At 40.3% G+C, this 17,799-nt stretch carries 15 protein-coding genes, 3 pseudogenes, 1 riboswitch and 1 other annotated feature; of the genes and pseudogenes, 4 read left to right on the plus strand and 14 right to left on the minus strand.

Going from position 1 to position 17,799, the window contains the following annotated elements:
- Nucleotides 1–35: 35 nt before the first annotated feature.
- The 11 genes and pseudogenes from serS to MAQA_RS12125 form a co-directional block, all read right to left on the minus strand.
- On the minus strand, nucleotides 36–1,331 hold the full coding sequence (gene serS, locus MAQA_RS12075; protein WP_036074222.1) for a serine--tRNA ligase: 1,296 nt from the start codon (nucleotides 1,329–1,331) through the stop codon (nucleotides 36–38).
- Nucleotides 1,332–1,402: 71 nt separating this feature from the next.
- Nucleotides 1,403–1,627 (minus strand) — a binding site (T-box leader).
- A complete protein-coding gene (locus MAQA_RS12080; RefSeq protein ID WP_036074224.1) occupies nucleotides 1,605–3,764 on the minus strand; it encodes a BglG family transcription antiterminator in 2,160 nt (719 codons plus the stop codon). Its footprint overlaps the feature before it by 23 nt.
- Nucleotides 3,765–3,820: 56 nt before the next feature.
- Entirely contained in the window at nucleotides 3,821–4,522 is a 702-nt protein-coding gene (gene araD / locus MAQA_RS12085; RefSeq protein ID WP_149023364.1) for an L-ribulose-5-phosphate 4-epimerase AraD, read from the minus strand.
- Nucleotides 4,495–5,382 (minus strand): L-ribulose-5-phosphate 3-epimerase, encoded by an 888-nt coding sequence (locus MAQA_RS12090; RefSeq protein ID WP_036074225.1) that lies wholly within the window; start codon nucleotides 5,380–5,382, stop codon nucleotides 4,495–4,497. Before MAQA_RS12090 ends, araD begins: the two co-directional genes overlap by 28 nt.
- A pseudogene (locus MAQA_RS12095) lies at nucleotides 5,379–6,026 on the minus strand (3-keto-L-gulonate-6-phosphate decarboxylase UlaD). The gene MAQA_RS12090 and the pseudogene MAQA_RS12095 overlap by 4 nt, the downstream one beginning before the upstream one ends.
- A gap of 43 nt (nucleotides 6,027–6,069) precedes the next feature.
- The gene (locus MAQA_RS12100; protein WP_277619986.1) at nucleotides 6,070–6,516 is read right to left on the minus strand and encodes a PTS sugar transporter subunit IIA; all 447 of its coding nucleotides are present in this window, start codon (nucleotides 6,514–6,516) and stop codon (nucleotides 6,070–6,072) included.
- 11 nt (nucleotides 6,517–6,527) lie between these two features.
- On the minus strand, nucleotides 6,528–6,809 hold the full coding sequence (locus MAQA_RS12105; protein ID WP_036074227.1) for a PTS sugar transporter subunit IIB: 282 nt from the start codon (nucleotides 6,807–6,809) through the stop codon (nucleotides 6,528–6,530).
- A gap of 20 nt (nucleotides 6,810–6,829) precedes the next feature.
- On the minus strand, nucleotides 6,830–8,254 hold the full coding sequence (locus tag MAQA_RS12110; protein ID WP_036074229.1) for a PTS ascorbate transporter subunit IIC: 1,425 nt from the start codon (nucleotides 8,252–8,254) through the stop codon (nucleotides 6,830–6,832).
- A 31-nt stretch (nucleotides 8,255–8,285) separates the two neighbouring features.
- Nucleotides 8,286–9,350: an L-ascorbate 6-phosphate lactonase gene (gene ulaG, locus MAQA_RS12115; protein WP_036074232.1), complete on the minus strand. Its 1,065-nt coding sequence runs from the start codon at nucleotides 9,348–9,350 to the stop codon at nucleotides 8,286–8,288.
- Between the two features lie 133 nt (nucleotides 9,351–9,483).
- A complete protein-coding gene (locus MAQA_RS12120) occupies nucleotides 9,484–9,864 on the minus strand; it encodes a MerR family transcriptional regulator (RefSeq protein ID WP_036074235.1) in 381 nt (126 codons plus the stop codon).
- Between the two features lie 59 nt (nucleotides 9,865–9,923).
- Nucleotides 9,924–10,904 (minus strand): aldo/keto reductase, encoded by a 981-nt coding sequence (locus tag MAQA_RS12125; RefSeq protein ID WP_036074237.1) that lies wholly within the window; start codon nucleotides 10,902–10,904, stop codon nucleotides 9,924–9,926.
- Nucleotides 10,905–10,983: 79 nt separating this feature from the next.
- On the opposite strand from MAQA_RS12125, the gene MAQA_RS12130 reads away from it, so the two are divergent.
- Nucleotides 10,984–11,250, plus strand: a complete 267-nt coding sequence (locus tag MAQA_RS12130; protein ID WP_077913622.1) for a substrate-binding domain-containing protein — start codon at nucleotides 10,984–10,986, stop codon at nucleotides 11,248–11,250.
- 39 nt (nucleotides 11,251–11,289) lie between these two features.
- On the opposite strand, the pseudogene MAQA_RS12135 reads toward MAQA_RS12130, so the two are convergent.
- From MAQA_RS12135 to pbpD1, 3 genes and pseudogenes are all read right to left on the minus strand, one after another.
- Nucleotides 11,290–11,603: pseudogene (locus MAQA_RS12135) on the minus strand (DMT family transporter).
- Nucleotides 11,603–11,944: a DMT family transporter gene (locus MAQA_RS12140; protein WP_036074239.1), complete on the minus strand. Its 342-nt coding sequence runs from the start codon at nucleotides 11,942–11,944 to the stop codon at nucleotides 11,603–11,605. Before MAQA_RS12140 ends, MAQA_RS12135 begins: the two are co-directional and overlap by 1 nt.
- A 61-nt stretch (nucleotides 11,945–12,005) precedes the next feature.
- Nucleotides 12,006–12,106, minus strand: a riboswitch (guanidine-I (ykkC/yxkD leader).
- Nucleotides 12,107–12,296: 190 nt separating this feature from the next.
- Nucleotides 12,297–13,602 (minus strand): annotated as a pseudogene (gene pbpD1 / locus MAQA_RS12145) (D-alanyl-D-alanine carboxypeptidase PBPD1).
- A gap of 794 nt (nucleotides 13,603–14,396) precedes the next feature.
- Between pbpD1 and MAQA_RS12150 the strand changes: the two are divergent.
- Genes MAQA_RS12150 through MAQA_RS12160 form a run of 3 tightly spaced genes read left to right on the plus strand, consistent with a single transcriptional unit; the run spans nucleotide 14,397 to nucleotide 17,767 of the window.
- Nucleotides 14,397–16,235, plus strand: a complete 1,839-nt coding sequence (locus tag MAQA_RS12150) for a M60 family metallopeptidase (protein ID WP_036074241.1) — start codon at nucleotides 14,397–14,399, stop codon at nucleotides 16,233–16,235.
- A 4-nt stretch (nucleotides 16,236–16,239) separates the two neighbouring features.
- On the plus strand, nucleotides 16,240–17,217 hold the full coding sequence (locus MAQA_RS12155) for an Ig-like domain-containing protein (RefSeq protein WP_159099976.1): 978 nt from the start codon (nucleotides 16,240–16,242) through the stop codon (nucleotides 17,215–17,217).
- Nucleotides 17,192–17,767 (plus strand): MucBP domain-containing protein, encoded by a 576-nt coding sequence (locus MAQA_RS12160; protein WP_036074245.1) that lies wholly within the window; start codon nucleotides 17,192–17,194, stop codon nucleotides 17,765–17,767. The genes MAQA_RS12155 and MAQA_RS12160 overlap by 26 nt, the downstream gene beginning before the upstream one ends.
- Nucleotides 17,768–17,799 lie beyond the last annotated feature (32 nt).

The raw sequence follows: 17,799 nt of genomic DNA on the forward strand, positions 1-17,799 counted from the left end.
ATCTACTGAGCTATTCAGCAGATAGGTCCGTTTTTTTAGTTTATTTTAGCTTTCGGGGCTTCAATTTTTTCAATACCACCCATATATCCTTGAAGAACTTTCGGAATTCGCACAGAACCATCTTTTTCTTGATAATTTTCTAAAATGGCTGCAACAGTCCGTCCGATAGCAAGACCTGAACCATTTAATGTGTGAACAAATTCTGGCTTCGCATTTTTCTCACGACGAAATCGAATATTTGCACGGCGCGCTTGGAAAGACTCAAAATTACTACAAGACGATATTTCACGATATGTCCCATAACTTGGAATCCAAACCTCTAAATCATATTTCTTAGCAGCAGTAAAGCCTAAATCCGCTGTACACATGCTAAGCACACGATAAGGTAGTTCTAAACGGCGCAAAACTTCTTCCGCATTATTTGTTAATTTTTCAAGCGCTTCATAGGAATCTTCTGGTTTAACAAATTGAACAAGTTCCACTTTATTAAATTGATGTTGCCTAATAAGTCCACGAGTATCGCGACCCGCAGAACCAGCTTCTGAGCGGAAACAAGCACTAAAAGCAGTATATTTTCTTGGTAAATCTTCTAGATTCAAAATTTCATCACGATGGTAATTCGTTACGGGCACTTCAGCCGTTGGTATCAAGAAATAATCTTCTTTTTCTACCAAAAAAGCATCTTCTTCAAATTTTGGAAGTTGACCAGTACCCGTCATACTCGTCCGATTTACAAGGTAAGGGGGGAGCATTTCATCGTAGCCATGTTCTTCTGAATGAAGGTCCATCATAAAGTTCAACAAAGCGCGTTCAAGTCGAGCGCCTAGTTTCTTGTAAAAAACAAAACGACTTCCTGTTACTTTTGCTGCATTTTCAAAATCTAAAATATCAAGGTCTGTGCCCAGATCCCAGTGTGGTTTTGCTTCAAAATCAAAATTAGGTAGTTCTCCCCACTTGCGAATTTCAACATTATCGTCTTCGGAATCTCCTATAGGTGTCGATTCATGCGGTATATTTGGAATTGACATCAAAATATCGTTTAACTTGTCATCGATCTCCTTCAATTCTAAGTCGAGCGCTTTGATTTTATCTCCAACAATACGCATTTCTTCAATTTTCTCATCCGCATTTTCTTTATTCCGTTTCAAGACTGCAATTTCTTCCGAAACACGATTTCGTTCCCCTTTAAGGGTTTCCGTTTCAAGAATTAAAGAACGACGGCGTGCATCAAGTTCCCCAAACTTCTCAAACTCCCCAAGGTCTTCCCCGCGATGTGCGAGTTTTTCTTTTACTTCATCAAAATGATTTCTCAATAGTTTTACATCTAACATTTATTTTTCCTCCTTTATTTAAGCTTAAAAAAACAAAAAAACTCCCATCTCTTTCCCACACAAATATGCAGAAAAGGGACGGAAGTTATATCCGCGTTGCCACCCTAATTGAGATCCTTAGATCCCCAGCTCACTTAAGAATTAACGGCTCTAAACCGGAATGATTTACTTACCCTTACTAGGCATTCCACCATTCACTCCAAGATGGATTCACAATTTCCGGCTACAGGTTTCCACCAGCCACCTGCTCTCTTTAAAACCCAAAATTTGCTACTATTTCTTGTCAACGTTTTCGTTTTTTATATTACCTTCAGTGTACTCGATATTTTTTAACTTCGCAACCCCTTTTTCACTAAGCAAGAAACTTTCGAACATCGTATAGTCAGATTTGAGAGCATCCAAAAAACCATTTTGAAGCAAATGATCGAGTTCAAATAAAAGCGGTACATGCGTCATTTTTTCTTCCGTTGCAATAAGAACAAATAAAGCCACTTCCTCATTTTCCGCTAGCGTAATTGGTTCTTTTAAATATAATAAACTTGCGCCTGCACGAAACGATCCAAAACGATAATCCGTTAAAATCAACATAACACGAGGATAAATGAGAGCCGTCCGGTGCGCCTCCATTTCCATCAGTAAACGTTCAAAATAGCTTTCCTGTGCAAACTTGCGCTCAAGTAGTGGCTTTTTAAGGGCGCAAATCACATCCGTGAGAGTTTCCGCTTTTCCCCAAACCATTGCAAACTCTGAATCCGCGATGAAAGTTTCTAGTTTCGCCGTCTCAGAATGTTTCACAACCGTTTCTTCCGAGATCTCCCCGTAAAGACTTTTAATTTGATTTAGCAAACGCTCAGAAATCTCCTCAATCCCCGTTTGCCGCTTCAAAATTTGTTTGAGTTGCTCCCGCTTTTTCGGTTTCGCTTCTCCATTTTTATAACTTCGTAAAATCTTTTTCTTGGCAGTTTCCGTTAAAATTACTGGGACATGTATCGTTTGCCCCGTAAAATGAAAATAACTCGGGTCTGTAGCAATACAAAAATTCACTTTTTCTGGAAAATAACGAGCATTTTCACTCGAAAAGGCACCAACAATCATTACCTCGGGCATTAACTGCTTAACTTGGGTTTTTAACAGCGAATTAAGGACATCCGAGTAATCGGACACGATTAAAACCTTGGGAATGCTCACATCCGTTTGTTCTTTTACAACCGCCTCTTCGAAAAATACAGCTAAATGTGCTAATTCTTCATTTTTAAATGCCGTACCAAAATACCGCTTATAAAGAGCATCTTGCTCCATGAGCTGCATTACTTTTTTCGTGAGTCCAAAAACTTTTTGAAATTGCTCACTTACCGTATCGAGCGAATACGCGGGTAGCTCCATTTGAAACTGATGGCGATAAAACAAAACTTTGATATACGTCTGAATATGTTCCGTCAGTTCTTCTTTTCGCTTTATATAAAGGCCAATCATCTTTTCAAACAATCGAATAATTCGTTCAGAAATTTGAAGTAGTTCACCAAAAGGCACACTTTGAAAATGCGCATCTTCATTCTTATCTAAACAAAGCAAAAGCGCTCCATAGTATTCCTGTTCGGCAAGATATTCCTCCGGACGAGATAGTTCTTGGACCCCATCAAGCAGAGCTTTAGCTGCCGTAAATTCAAGCCGTTCATGAATCAAAGGGCGATCAATTTCTTCCCAGTAAAATGGCTGATTAGAGTTTACCCGAATTTGGTAAAGCTGCATCGCCTTCGTCAAAATCCGCAAGTCTTTTTCCGAAAGTTTCTTGCTTAAAATTTCTTCTGCCATTTCGACTGCTTTCCTAGCTTTTCTTGAAAATGCTCGCTCACTTCCTTTTGACTTACCGAGTAGCAGCTCAAGCAAAGTCTCATAAAGCGGATCATTTCGTTCCATTTCAATCCGATAAACAAAATCGTAAAGGAGCTCGCGGCGTTTTATTTCCATCGTAGAAATAAAGTAGCCCCGAGCTTTTGTCGATTTCACTTCTAATCCTTGTTTCTGTAATTGTGCTTTCAAAAATTGAATATCCTTTAAAATTGTATTGCGCGAAACATCTAACTCCGATTGTAACGAACCCAGTTGCCACTTACGATTTTCTATCAAAAGTAGCGCAAGTATCAATTGGCGTCTTTCCTCAACCTTGAGTAGGTACTTTGTTTCGCCCACTTGTTTCAGCCAACTCTCAATAACAGTAACTTGCTTGGCGGACAAGCTAAGTTTACCAGCTACACTTTCAAGCGACTCAATTTCTTCCTGTTTCAGTAAATAATTACATTTCTCTAAATAATGATAAATCGTTCGCCGTGAAAAGCCCAACATCCGTGCAAGCGAAGAAATACTTTGAAATTCTTTTTGTTCCGCCAACTGCTTTAAAAACAAATAAAACCGAGTATCCAGTATTCGCATCATCTTCTGCACCTCTTTTATTTTGAGCTTATCAGAAATCCATTCGTTTGAAAATATCCTCACTGCCCATAATAAGCATTTACCCCGTGCTTCCGGTAATAATGCTTGTCGAGCAAGTAATCCGGGATTGTTTCCGTCCCGCCGAGCAATTCCGTCAAGAGCGCCATATGCGCCACCTCATCCAAAATAATACTATGCTCCACAGCCTTTTCAAGATCTTTCCCCCAAGAAAACGGGCCATGTCCGCGAACAACAACGCCAGAAACGGCTGCCGCATCCACTTGATTTCCTCGGAAAGTTTCAACAATAACGTTCCCTGTTTCGCCCTCATAGTCGCGTGCAATTTCCGCTTCCGTCAGTTGCCGCGTACACGGCACCTCGCCATAAAACGCATCTGCATGCGTCGTCCCATAAGCCGGAATCGCCCTGCCTGCTTGAGCAAAACTCGCCGCCCATTTCGAATGCGTGTGTACCACCGCCCCAACGCTTTCAAAATTCTGATACAAAATCACATGCGTCGCTAAATCCGATGACGGCTTTAGTTGACCAGAAAACGGCTTACCATCAAGATCTGTCACGACCATTTGACTCGGCGCCATCTCCTTATAAGGCACTCCGCTCGGCTTAATTACAATCACACCTTGTTCGCGGTCAATTGTGCTGACATTTCCCCAAGTTAATTTGACAAGCCCAGCTTCTGGAAGCATCATATTCGCTTGATAAACTGCTTGTTTCAATTCGTTAATTCGATTTCCATCCATGTCGCCGCAGCCTCCTTCCACTTTTCTTCTATAAATCGCTTCGCTGCAACCAGTTCATCATAATAATTGGGGCTTGCTTCGCTCCACATCTCAATCAAAAACGGCCCCGCATAATGCAACATCTGCAACGTTTTAAACGCACCAACAAAATCTACGCAGCCCGAACCGAAAGGAACTTCTTTAAATTTCCCGGGAAATAATCCATCCACTTGAAGTGTATCTTTCAAATGGATTGCCGCCGTTTCAGCAATTCCTTCCGCAAGTTCAAAACCCACATCATTTTCTGGCCATGCCGATAAATTCCCAATGTCAGGATAAACTTTAAGCCACGGAGAAGTGACCAGTTCAGCTTTGATACGCAAATATTTTGTAATCGAGCTCATAAATGGATCATCCATGATTTCAATCGCGAGCACCACTTGTTTTTCAGCTGCCCAATCGAGTGCCAAGCGCAGATTTTCAATAAAGCAAGCCCGCGTTAGGACACTTTTTTCTTCATAATACACATCATAGCCCGCCAGTTGAATAACCCGCACACCTAAATCCGCCGCAAGATCAATCGCTTTTTTCATAATGACAAGTCCCGCCTCACGCGTTTCTTGTTTACTCGATCCGAGCGGGAAACGTCTGTGTCCACTTAAACAAATTGAAGGGACTCGGATGCCACTTTCTGCACACATTAGCCAAAATTCCTCTCGTTCCTTCCGAGTCCAGTCTAACCGCGCTAACCGCTCATCCGATTCATCAATCGAAAGCTCAATGAACTGAAAGCCAAGCTCCTTTGCTAGCGCAAATTTTTCCTTCCATGAAAAAGCTTTTGGTAGCGCCTTTTCATAAATCCCAAAAATCGGCTGCTTCATTTTGCATCACCAAAAATCCGCCGCATTTCCTCTTTCATTTCAAAAGCCGCGACTTTAGGATCTGGACTTTCCGTAATTGACCGCCCCGCAATAAATGTAAACACATCAACTCCAGCAAATAATTGGAGCGTCTCCTTCTCAAGGCCACCCGTAACAGAAACCCGGAAACCCATTTCAACCAACTTTTTCACCCGTGTTAAGTCTTTTTCACCCCAAGTTTCACCAGCCAAAAGCGCATCTCGACTCTGATGATAAACCGCTTGAGAAATTCCTGCTTCAAGCTACTTTTCCGCATCTTGATACGTCCAATTTCCATAAAGTTCTACTTGCAGTTCGGAAACTTGTTCGGCTGCTTTTTTCATCGTCGGAATGGTCGCCGAGCAAATAACAGTCATCCAGTCTGCTCCTGCTAGACTTGCATTCTGAGCAACTGTCCCACCTGCATCGGCACATTTAGTATCCGCGACCACAATTTTATCTGGATAAAGTGCACGTAGACATTTTACCGCTTGCATCCCTTCTGCCAAACAAAGAATCGTGCCAGCCTCGATGATATCCACCTCGTCACCCACTTTTCTGACAGTTTTAAGCGCATCACTTAAGCTCGACTGATCGAGTGCTACTTGTAAATTTGGTATTGCCATTTTTCTTCACTCCTTACTTAAATACTTGGAAACATCCGCTTCATCAATTAGCTGTAAGACATCCCGAGCGTTTCTTGCTGCCTTTAATTTTTTTTATAATCTCTTCTATTTCGAATAACGCCACGATTTGTGGTATAGCAATCCCAGTATGAATATCATTTGAAGTGGCAGCAAGCGCGACAAGCACTTCCACACTTTTCCCATCCGAGAACTGCACAGGTTTTTCAAGCGTAATCAAACTGAAGGCATCCCGGTAAACACCATCTTCCGGTCTTGCATGCGGCATGGCCATTCCTTCCATTAAAACGTAATAAGGACCAAATTTTTCTGTGGACTGAATAATCGCCTCGCCGTATCTTGAATCTACAGCACCACTTTCAACAAGTGGCGCTACAGCCTTCAAAACAGCTTCCTGCCAAGTTGCTGCTTTTTCATTAAGCCGAATGGAGTGATTATCCAAGAGTGACTTTTTTAATGAAACAGACTCCATCTAAATCCCTCCTATTCTAGGCTTTCTGACAGTTTCGATTTGATTTCTGCATCGTCCATCAAATTCTCAAGTCCTAGCAATTTACCGTTTGTCCGACCATCTAGTTCGTGGATCAAATGTTTCGAAGCCACTACGATATCATAACTTGCCGCTTGAGATTTAGCTTCACCAACACTGCAATAATCCACTTTAAAATCCGCTACATTCATTTCACGAAGCGCCTTTTCAATTTTCATCTTGATGACCATGCTCGATCCCATTCCATTTCCGCATGCCGCTAGTACTTTTAACATTTAGAATTCCTCCTTTAATTTTATTCAAGACCTTGTTCGTAAGCTTCTTTGTTCTTCGCACGTCTGTACTGTAAAATCGGCACCAGTAAGAACAAAACAACGAGAATGGCATAGCCGATCACACCCAGTTTGTCCATGATGACCGCTGCCCATGGCCAGTAAAGTTCGAAATCAATGTTACCGTGCCAGCCGCCAAATTTATAAAGCCCAACGAACATCACCGCAAACGCACTAATCGCCACCTGCAATACCCCAGAAACAAATGAACAAATCAGCGCTGCTCGAGTCCCGCCACGCTTATTCGCATAAATAGCAATCGTTGCATTGTCAAAAAATACAGGAACGAAACCAGTAATAATAAGTACCGGCGATTTAAAGACAATCAAACCGAGGATTGTAATAAATTGACCAATAGCACCGGCGATAAAGCCAAATAAAATCGCATTAGGTGGGGCAAAGTTATACGTCGCTGCACAGTCGACAGCTGGAAGTGCCCCGGGCAAAATCCGATTGGAAATCCCTTGAAAACTGTTGGTAAGTTCCGCTACGAACATCCGAACCCCTTGCATCAAGATCGCTAGATAAACAGCAAACATCAGTGATTGCTGTAAAATGTACATGGGAAACGATGTTGTAGCCGTAAATTCGGGGTTGATACTCCGCATATAATCTTCACCGAGAATAACCATAATCGTCCCAAAGAAAAGTAGCATAAGCGTTCCAGTCGCCACAATATTGTCGTGAAAAATGGAGAGCCATTTCGGCAATTTAATATTATCGAGATTTTTTTCTTTGTCGCCCAATTTTCCAGCTACCTTATCCGTCAACCAGACAGCAATCATTTGTTGGTGTCCAATAGCAAACCCTGCATTTCCCGTTAAACGCTGCGTAGGACCAACTGTCAAATTGGATGTTACACCCCAATAAAGTCCTGTTAACACACCAACCATGATGGCTCCTGTCACATTGCGGAAGTCCGGGAAAATAAAGAACACAATCCACGTTACAGTAGCCGCTTGCTGTACCATGATATGCCCCGTAATAAATAAAGTCCTCACCTTAGTAAATTTACGAAATAGTACAAGCAAAATATTAAGTACGAAGCCAACAAGAAGCGCAATCATCGTCCATGAAGTTGTAAGACCAATCGACTTCATAGCGGCGTTAACTGCATTCAAACCAAAATAAGGGTCAATCACCGCGGCATCCAGATGAAACCTATCATTTAGTCCCGCAAGAATCGGTCTAAAAGTAGATACAAGTCCGACAGCCCCGACATTTAAAATCATGTAGCCGACCGTTGCTTTGACAAAGCCAGCAAAACATTCATAAATAGGCTTTTTCAGAAGTAAATAACCGATGAAAACAATAATTCCGATGAAAAACTCCGGTTTCTGCAAAATATTGTTAGCAAACCATTCAAAACAGCTCAATAAAATATTCATTATAGTTTCTACTCCTTTTTACTTGCTGATTTTATAAAAACGAAGGAAAAGGAAGATCTGGGCTTGTTGTAAACACATCGTGGAAGCCACGATCAAAATTAAATTCTAGACGATCTTTATCATTTGGATAGGTGAACTTTCCACCAACTTGCCAGATAAACGGTTTGAATTTGTATTGCAGGCGGTCTTTTTTCATTTTCCAAAGCGCCAAAATTTCTTTCGGATCCGCTGCAAAATTAGACCAAATATCGTAGTGAACAGGAATTACTACTTTTGTATTAAGCGATTCCGCCATGCGCAACATGTCAATTGATGTCACCTTATCTGTGATGCCACGTGGATTCTCTCCGAATGCGCCAAGGCAGACATCAATTTGATGTTCATTTCCGTGACGTGCAAATTGGTTGGCATAATGCGAATCTCCAGCATGATAAACTGAACCGCCAGATGTTTCAAATAAGTAATTGACTGCAATTCCATCCATATCTTGCGGCAACTTATCTGCTAATGTTTCGCCTTCTGGAGCGGTCACAAGTGCCGTCCGGTCAAAGGCTTCAAGCGCCGTGATCTTCACAGATTTCACCTGCACCTCATCCCCCGGTTTCACAACAATGCATCTTTCCTTCGGGACGCCCCAGCGAATCCAAGTTTCCACAACTTCTTTCGGTCCGATAAACGGAACATCTTCCGCACTATTTTGGAGAACTGCCGCTGCCGTATTTATATCCAAGTGATCGGAATGAATATGCGTGACAACAAGTGCATCGACTCCCCGGATCGCAAAAGGATCAATTACAAATGGCTGCGTGCGCAAATTAGGTTGCAAATTTTGAACACCGCTCATCCGCTGCATTTGATGTCCATTTTTCATCTTGCCATTACCGTGCGTGCGCTTCCCAGTTCCGCACCATAAGTCACAAAGAATGTTCGTATCTTCATGCGTCTTTAACCAAATCCCCGTACAACCAAGCCACCACATTGTAAAACTATTCTTTTCAACTTGTGTTGCTTCGATTTCTTCATTTAACCAAGTTCCCCATTCAGGGAAAGTTGATAAAATCCAATTCTCGCGTGTTACTTCGTTAATCTGACTCATTTTCTTCTCTCCTCTTCTTAAAAAGTAAGCGCTTTATATTTTTATATTAAGAAAATACGCCAACAAAAAACAGACCAACCTTGCCACACTAAAACTGTGCGGAGGTGGTCTGTTTCTTATTTAGCCATTATGGTTACTTCCGAGCGCCTACTTTTCCCGCCTGCATAATTTCATTCTCATAAAACGCAAGCTTCTTCTCTAGTCGAGCAACCGTATCATTCATAAAGCGCTGTTTCTCTAGTAACTTTTGATACTCTTCGTCCAAAATTTCTTTTCGCTCTACAAGAGTTTCCTCACCTTCTTGATACAGCTTGGAATAACGAGCTAACGATTCCACAGATAGACCTGCATCTCGCATACATTTGATAAATTCGATCCAATTTAAATCATCGTCATTAAAATCTCGATTTCCTGCCTGATTTCGTGTTACAGGGGGTAGTAAGCCTTCTTTCTCATAATAGCGCAGAGTTGCCGGCGTCATCCCGTACTTCTCAGCCGCTTCTGAAATATTCACTGCACTTCGCTCCTTTCCTCTTCTTTATTTTAGCAATTCCTCAAGCAAGAAACCATAAATTAAAAGTGTCCAACAATTTTATGTGGCACATAGGGGTTTTCCAAATATGTCTGGTCATCTAGTGTCAACTTGAAATCCACTGCAGCAGCTGCTGATTCCACATGACTTAGCTTCGTCGCACCAATAACAGGTGCAGCCACCGATTCCTTCTGCAGCAACCATCCAAGTGCAATATTCACTCGACTCGTTTCATATTTTTCTGCCAGTTCAAAAACACGATCAATAATTGCCTGATCTTTTTCTGCGGTTTCATCATATTTAGATTTTAATATTTCATCTGTCGTCGTACGTTTGGTTGTCTCTGTCTTTTCATGAATCAATCTACCTGAAGCAAGTGGACTGTAAGGAGTCAGTGCAATTTTTTGGTCTGTGCAGTAGGGTAACATCTCTCTTTCTTCTTCCCGGTAAATCAAATTTAAATGATTTTGCATAGACACAAACTTCGTCCAACCATTCTTTTCAGCAATATAGTTGGCTTTTTGAAATTGAAACGTATACATAGACGAAGCCCCAATATATCTTGCCTTCCCTGCCTTTACAACATCATGCAATGCTTCCATAGTTTCTTCGATCGGTGTATGATAATCCCATCGGTGAATAATGTATAAATCCACATAATCAGTTCCAAGCCGTTTCAAACTTTGATCGATTTGTGTCATAATGGCTTTCCTCGATAACCCCTGTCCATTTGGTCCAGTGAACATCTTCTGGTGTACTTTTGTCGCCAAAACAATTTCATCTCTTTTGGCAAAATCCTTAAGCGCTTTTCCGAGAATTTCTTCACTTCTACCTAGAGAGTATACATTTGCGGTATCAAAAAAATTGATTCCTAATTCAAGAGCTCGCTTAATCAAAGTACGACTTTCTTCCTCTTTTAGCACCCACTTATGTATCCAACTATCAGGATCTCCAAAGCTCATACTTCCCAAACAAATTCTTGAAACATCTAGTCCAGTATTTCCAAGTTTCGTATATTCCACCTTAATCACCCTTTCAGAATAAATTTACATTTATTTTACAACTTAAAGTTTACTTTAAAGCAAATAAAAACAAACTAGCATCTCTAATAGCGACTTAGCTATCCTTACGCTTGATTGTTTAAAGGAACTCGAGTTAGCTGTTCTTCGCCAAATGAAGCTAATTGGCTTTGATGATACGCTTTTATCACGGCATACATCGCCAAAATTGTCTTCTGTCGCGCAAGACACGCTAAAACTTGCCGAGACTACTTGCGAAAATCTTTTAGCGCTTATTCAAAATCCAAATTTGGCAGCGCCTAAACAGCAACTTGTCCCTGTTCATTTAATTGAGCGAGAAACCACGTAACCCCGAGCAAACGCCTCGTTTGCTCGGGGTTACGTTTTATTAGGAGACGAGTTTGAGTCCAATTGCCGCACACAGTACCATCGCGATGAATACAATTCGCTTCCAGTCCTTGGATTCATGATAGATAATCATGCCAAGAATCGCTCCCCCAGAAGCGCTATCCCCGTCCAAATGGCGTAAGCTGTTCCCATCGGGATTATCTTCATCGCGTAAGCGAGGAAGATAAAGCTAAGGCCAAACCCAAGAACCAGTAATAAAAAGGCTTTCAGGTTTTTATCTTTGTGTAATTTATTAATCATGAGCACTCCAAACATTTCAAAAATCCCTGCCAAAATCAGTGCTAACCATGCCATTACGATTCACCTTCCTTTTCCACTTTGTCTTTTGTGACGAGTTTGAGTCCAATTACGCCAGCTAAAAGCACTAAAATCAGCAAAACTTTAGCTAGTTTAAACGGTTCTCCGAAAAAGAGAATTTCTGAAAAAACGGTGCCTGCGGTTCCAAGTCCAACAAAAACTGCATACACTGTCCCAACCGGCAACTTGCGCCCCGCCATAATCATGAGGTAAAAGCTAATCACAATTGCAATGACTGTTCCAATCCACTCTAGTGTATTTGTGGCGTGTTTTAGTCCAATCACCCAAAAAACTTCAAAAAATGCTGCAATAAATACTTTAATCCAATTTACATTCATCTTTAAAACCTCCAATTTTGAATATAAAAAAGCCCGGGAGAAACTGATGACTAAATCAGTTATCTCCCAGGCTTTTATCCTTCCGTGGCATCGCTAAAAAGCGACGAGTTTTCTCTCGAACCAGACCAACCAAAAAGTTACGGAACCCTAGAAAACTTTTCATTTATTTTATTATTACGTAAAATTATACACATTTATATCTAAAAATCAAGTTTTTTCTTAATCGAATATCCCCTCTACTCTAAAATACCATTTATTAAGATTCAAATTCCATGCACTAGAAAAAAAAGACAATTCCTCAGCTCTTTAACAAGAAACGTCAGAATTGCCTTCATTCATTTATTTCATATTTTTAGTTGAACCAGCCCTTGACGCCATCTGCCACGTAGTTTCCAATTCCTTGGAAGAAGCCGCCCACTGCTTTTGCAGAACGCGAAAAGATACCTGCTTTTTCCACATCTTCGCCCGCTAAAACGGGAATGCTTTCTGACTGTTTGCCATCTATATAGCCAAGGTTATCTCCGTCTTTAAGCGAAAGTGACATTGTTCCAAGCTTATCTCCTTTTTTCACAGGAGCTGTTACGGTTTTATTCTTTAGCGTGACTTTCGTGTCTACTTTTGGTTTTCCCGTCGCATTTGGCACGACAAGTGACACGTCTTTCCCTGCTGTGAGTGAAACTGTGCTTTCTTTTCCATTTTCGACTTTCGCAGAAGCTGGTTTCTTGATTTTGCTACCTTTTTTCTGAACTTCTTCTAATTTAAAGTTATCAAATGCGTAATCAAGCATTTTATTCGTTTCATCAAAGCGTGCACTATTATGCTGTCCACTGCCTTTTCCACCATTCGCATGAAGAACAACAGTAATCACGCGCATCCCATTTTGAGTTGCTGTCGCCGTTAAACACATGCCGGCATAATCTGTCGTTCCGGTTTTTAGTCCATCTACCCCTTGGCGCCCGTAAATAAGTCCCGGAAGTAGCCAGTTCCAGTTACTCATCGCAATTCGGTCCGATGTTCCTGGACGGAAATCTTTTTTCGTTGTGCTCGCTGTTTTAAGAACTTCGGGATAATCTTGAATCAAGTGTTGCGCAAGTTTTGCCATACCTTTTGCAGTCATTTTATTTTCATCATTTTTATCGCCAACTTGTTCTTTGCCCTTTAAATCCAAGTTGTTCAAGCCTGTCGAATTGACGAAATGATGCTCACCGAGTTTTAATTCATCGGCTTTTTTGTCCATCATTTTCACAAAGTCGCCTTCCGAACCGGCCATTTTTTCAGCAAGTGCAATCGCCGCTCCATTCGCCGAATAAATCGCCATCGCTTCATAAAGTTCTTTCACCGTATATTCTTCGCCTTCACGTAGAGGCACGTTTGAGAGGGAAGTATCTTGCGAAACTTTGTGAGCATACTCGGAAATTTTCACCTTGTCATCCCAGCTAATTTTTTTTCGCATCTAGTTGCTCGAAAAGAAGATATTCATCCATCATTTTCGTCATTGAAGCAATACCCATGAGTTTATCCGCATCTTTTGAATAAAGAATTTTTCCAGTGCTTTCTTCGATCGCAATCGCTCCGTTTGCATTAATCGTTGGTGCATCTGCCGCGGCCGCCGATTGAGGTGCAAAAACAAGTCCAGAGATTGCTAGTGTTCCTGCCATAACGACAGCGCCGATTTTATTCCATAATTTTTTCAACAATACCTTCTCCTTTATTCAAAGCTGCTAACTTACAACAGCCAGTTATTCAATCCATTTCAAATTTCGTCATCTTTATTCACGCATGGATTTATTTTAACATGAATAAAAGGGAACGTATAGGAGATGAACGGCATAAATCAAACTTGCTTCTCATCCAAATGTTCTAGGTCATTATATTTAGAAACGCTAATGAGATTATTTTTATTTTTCGTGTTTATTCTTGGGGATTCAGGTACGAATACAGAAGATTTCTTTAGCGCTGACAAAATGGCAGGAATAGTTTCTCCCCGGTAATCTCTGTGTTCCGATTTGATATGTCGACAGAAATCAAGCCTTTATACCTATGTAATATTTCTATTTGTTTTAGATATTTTTATATAAAACTTTCCAATTCAATCACGAAGTTAAAAAATCCATGTTTTGAGCGCTAGCATAAACCCTTTGCTTCATTCATCAAAATTAGGGCAATATCGAATGCGAAGTTAGATATATGGAGCATTTTAATTTTCATATTTCAGTTTTAATGAAAATGCTTAAAATAAAAAGTAGTGGAAAATAATCCTTGAAAATCGTTTCAATTGTTCATTTAAAAATGTCATAAATTCGACACAAAATAAGGATTTCCCTTCAAATGTGTGCTTAACTTTCACTCGTTTCAGTGTAGTGGCAGTGATATAATTCACTTAAATTCGTTGTGAAAGGGGAATTGATCATAAAAATAATGAAAATCCGTGTTCAAACTAAGAAGGTTTTTTTTGGGAGCGATTAGCTTATTTGCCCTGTTTGTTCTTTCCTTTATTTGTTTTCAAGGGAGCGTTTCCGCAGCAGAGGAAAGTAAAGATGGCGTACGAAACGAAAGTCTGCAGATGAAGATTATTCCAAGAGGAAACCCTGCGACTAGTAGGGAGAGAGAGCAACGTGGCAAAGAACATACATCATTTGAATCGACCGGTTTATTTTTATACAAGGGAGATGAAATCACTATCGAAGTAGAAGGCGATCCAGAGAATCTGGAATTGCGAGTGGGACAATGGGGCGGCTATACAAATACTCCTTATATTGCTACCGGCTCACAGTTATATGCCTTCCAAGACGGTGTGGTGAAACTTCATGGAGGAACTAATAAATTTACTAGAAATTTTTCAGGAGGAATGGTTTATCTAGTCAATTATTCCACTACGAAAACAGAAAATATTACGATTAAAGGTGGCGTAAAAGTTCCTCACTATATTCAAGGAAAGACGTCAATCGATTCCTTTAAAAATCAATTGGAAAATTATAAAGATGTTCCATTTATGGAGTTTGTGAACGATGACGCCATTGCAACCATTCGAATAGATCGAGCGAAAAGATATTTTTTGAAAAAAGGGGATCAAGTGGATGTATTCATGTCCTCGCTAGCTAAAATTGTTAAACTGCAAAACGAAGCAGCTGGTCTTTCCTATGACGGCCAAGGGGTAGAAAGAAAGGATCCGCAGCGCATTCATGTCGTGAACCCAGAATGGGGAGCAGGACAACTATTTGCAACAAATAACTTCATCGGAATCCACAGTGCAACGGATAAAGACCGCACAATTTTCAGCACGGGACTTAGTAGTACAGACTGGGGAATGCTTCATGAGTCCGGACATACCTATCAAAATAAAATGTATCAATGGTATAATATGACCGAAGTAACCGTTAATATTTATGCAGACTATGCACAAAAAATGTGGTCTTCGGATGGAACTGGAAGATATGATGCAGTAAATGTAAAAAACGGTAGTCGAGCAAGCGTACAAAAGTATTTTAAAAAATTAGAAGCAGATCCGACATGGAATTTCGACCGTGAGGCAGCGGAAACAAATGATTATCATTTTGCTTTACTAGGGATGTTTTTAACATTACCGAGAACTTTCGGCTATGATTTTTATCCGGTACTAAACCAATCCTATCGTTCCTTACCAGAAGAAGAGTTGCCGAAAACTGATGAAGAACAGAAGCAACTGTTTATTTTAATGACGAGTAAGACTGCCCATCGTGACCTAACACCTTTCTTTGAACATTGGCGTTTCACGGTAACAGATGAAACAAAAGAAAAATTAAACGCATTAAAACTTCCAACTTTGGAAAAAGAGATTTGGAAAGATATATTAGCAACAGAGCAAGAGGAAAAAGCTGGGACATATCGTATTTCAAATACTGTTGGACCTTACTCTGTTCCACAAGTTGAATGGAACTCAAGTATTCCACAATTTCCATTTGAGAATTTAAGAAACGCTCTGAATGCAAGTGACTTAGTCGCCAATATGTATTCAACACCTATTGCGTCAAATACAAGTTTAGTAACAACTGGAACGGTTGCAGATGGAACGAGTTTTGATATCCAGAATGCCTATGCTTACTTTATAAACGACCTGGGGATCCCTAACAAAATTCCTTTTTCTGTAAAAATAACGCCCGGAGATAGTGTTGTAATGACAGGACAACGTGGTCGCTACGCAGTTTTAAGTTACGATCCAAAAGCAAAAACTCTTCTTGCACGGGGAAATTCGAATAAAATCTTAGAAAACCTACCTAATAACCTTTATCCGCGAGTAAAAGTTTATGAATAAAAATATGCAAACCGTCAAAAAAGAAGCAGAAGGTTATGGAAAAACGTATGGTTATGAATTTGCAGGTAATCTAGACAATGTACCCGTTGATGTTGGAGACATCGTTGAAATTTATCATCGTGAAGCAACCAAGCGGGTACAGCGCTATAAAAACAACGAACTTTTGACAACTAATAAGGATACTTATTATTATCAAATTACGAAAACGGGCTGGCGAGAAATCACCTTCAATCCGCAAAGTATCGAAGGCTCTTCCATCGCTGCCAAAGTTGGTGATAGCGGTGATTTAGATTTACAAATGACACCATCAAACAGTATTTTACCAAGTGACTACGAATACACTATTTCAGACCCCTCTGTCATCAAAATTGATAGCAAAGGGCACTGGCAAGCACTGAAAAAAGGCAAAACAACAATCAACGTAACGGCTAAACTTCCCGATGTAGGAAATTTAGCTGGTGCAGATTATCCGACTGAATTAAAAACAACGATTGAAGTAGACATTGCAAATAGTGGAGCTCCAATTAAAATCCAATATGTTGATTTGCAAGGCAATCCGCTGACAGATGTGCCTGAACAAGTGCTTAATGGTGATACTGGTGATGTTATTCATTTAGATCAGTATGCACTGACGGTTCCCGGTTACACACTCCTCACAGAGACAGCGAATAAAACAGCAGTAATTTCTAGTGAAGCTCAGGTTATTTCATTGCGTTATGGCGGAAACATTATTGATGTTACAAGCGATAATATCGGAACAACAGTTGGTGAGACCGGGAAATTACAAATCGAATTAGTTCCTGAAATAACAGAAATGCCATCAGAAAAGCTTATGAAAGCCAAAGACATCACTTATCAAGTGGCTGACCCAAGTATTCTTCAATTAGCGTCGGACGGCAGATGGAAGGCTCTTAAAAACGGTTCAACGACAATTACTATTTTAGTGACACTAGACAGTGGTAAAAAAACTAAAACTAGCTAAGCCACTTGAAGTAACAATTGGTTACAATGCTAAACCAATCCATATCAAGTATCAAACGACAACTGGAAAACTCTTAGACGAAGAAAGTATTTATGGGAACAAGGGAGAAAATTATCAAGCTATACCAAAAAGAATAAACGGCTATACATCTGTTCCCGTTAAAAATCAAATGTTCACTTTCACTGATAAATCGCAAGAAATTGTATTTGAATATGAACTAAACCAGCTTAAACTTCAAGATATCAGTGCCAAAGTCGGTGATGAGGGTATATTCCAAGTCTCCATCCTTCCCGAGACCAATAAAGAAAAATATGTATTTGAATACGTGGTAGAAAACCCGGATATCGTAAATGTCACAAGCGAAGGTAAATGGGTAGCGAAAAAAGCAGGAGAAACAACGATTGAAGTTCACGCGATTTCCGATAGTTTAACAAGAAAAACAGCAATAGCACCAATGCTTTCCACTAAAATAACATTTAAAGTAGCGGAAGAACTATCAAAAGAGGATGACGTTACTCCTCCAGAGGGTAAAGAAGCGACATCTGAATGACAAAGAGGCTATTCAAAAATAAATAAAATTTT

It is taken from the genome of Listeria aquatica FSL S10-1188 (assembly GCF_000525795.1).
Lineage (GTDB): Bacteria > Bacillota > Bacilli > Lactobacillales > Listeriaceae > Listeria > Listeria aquatica.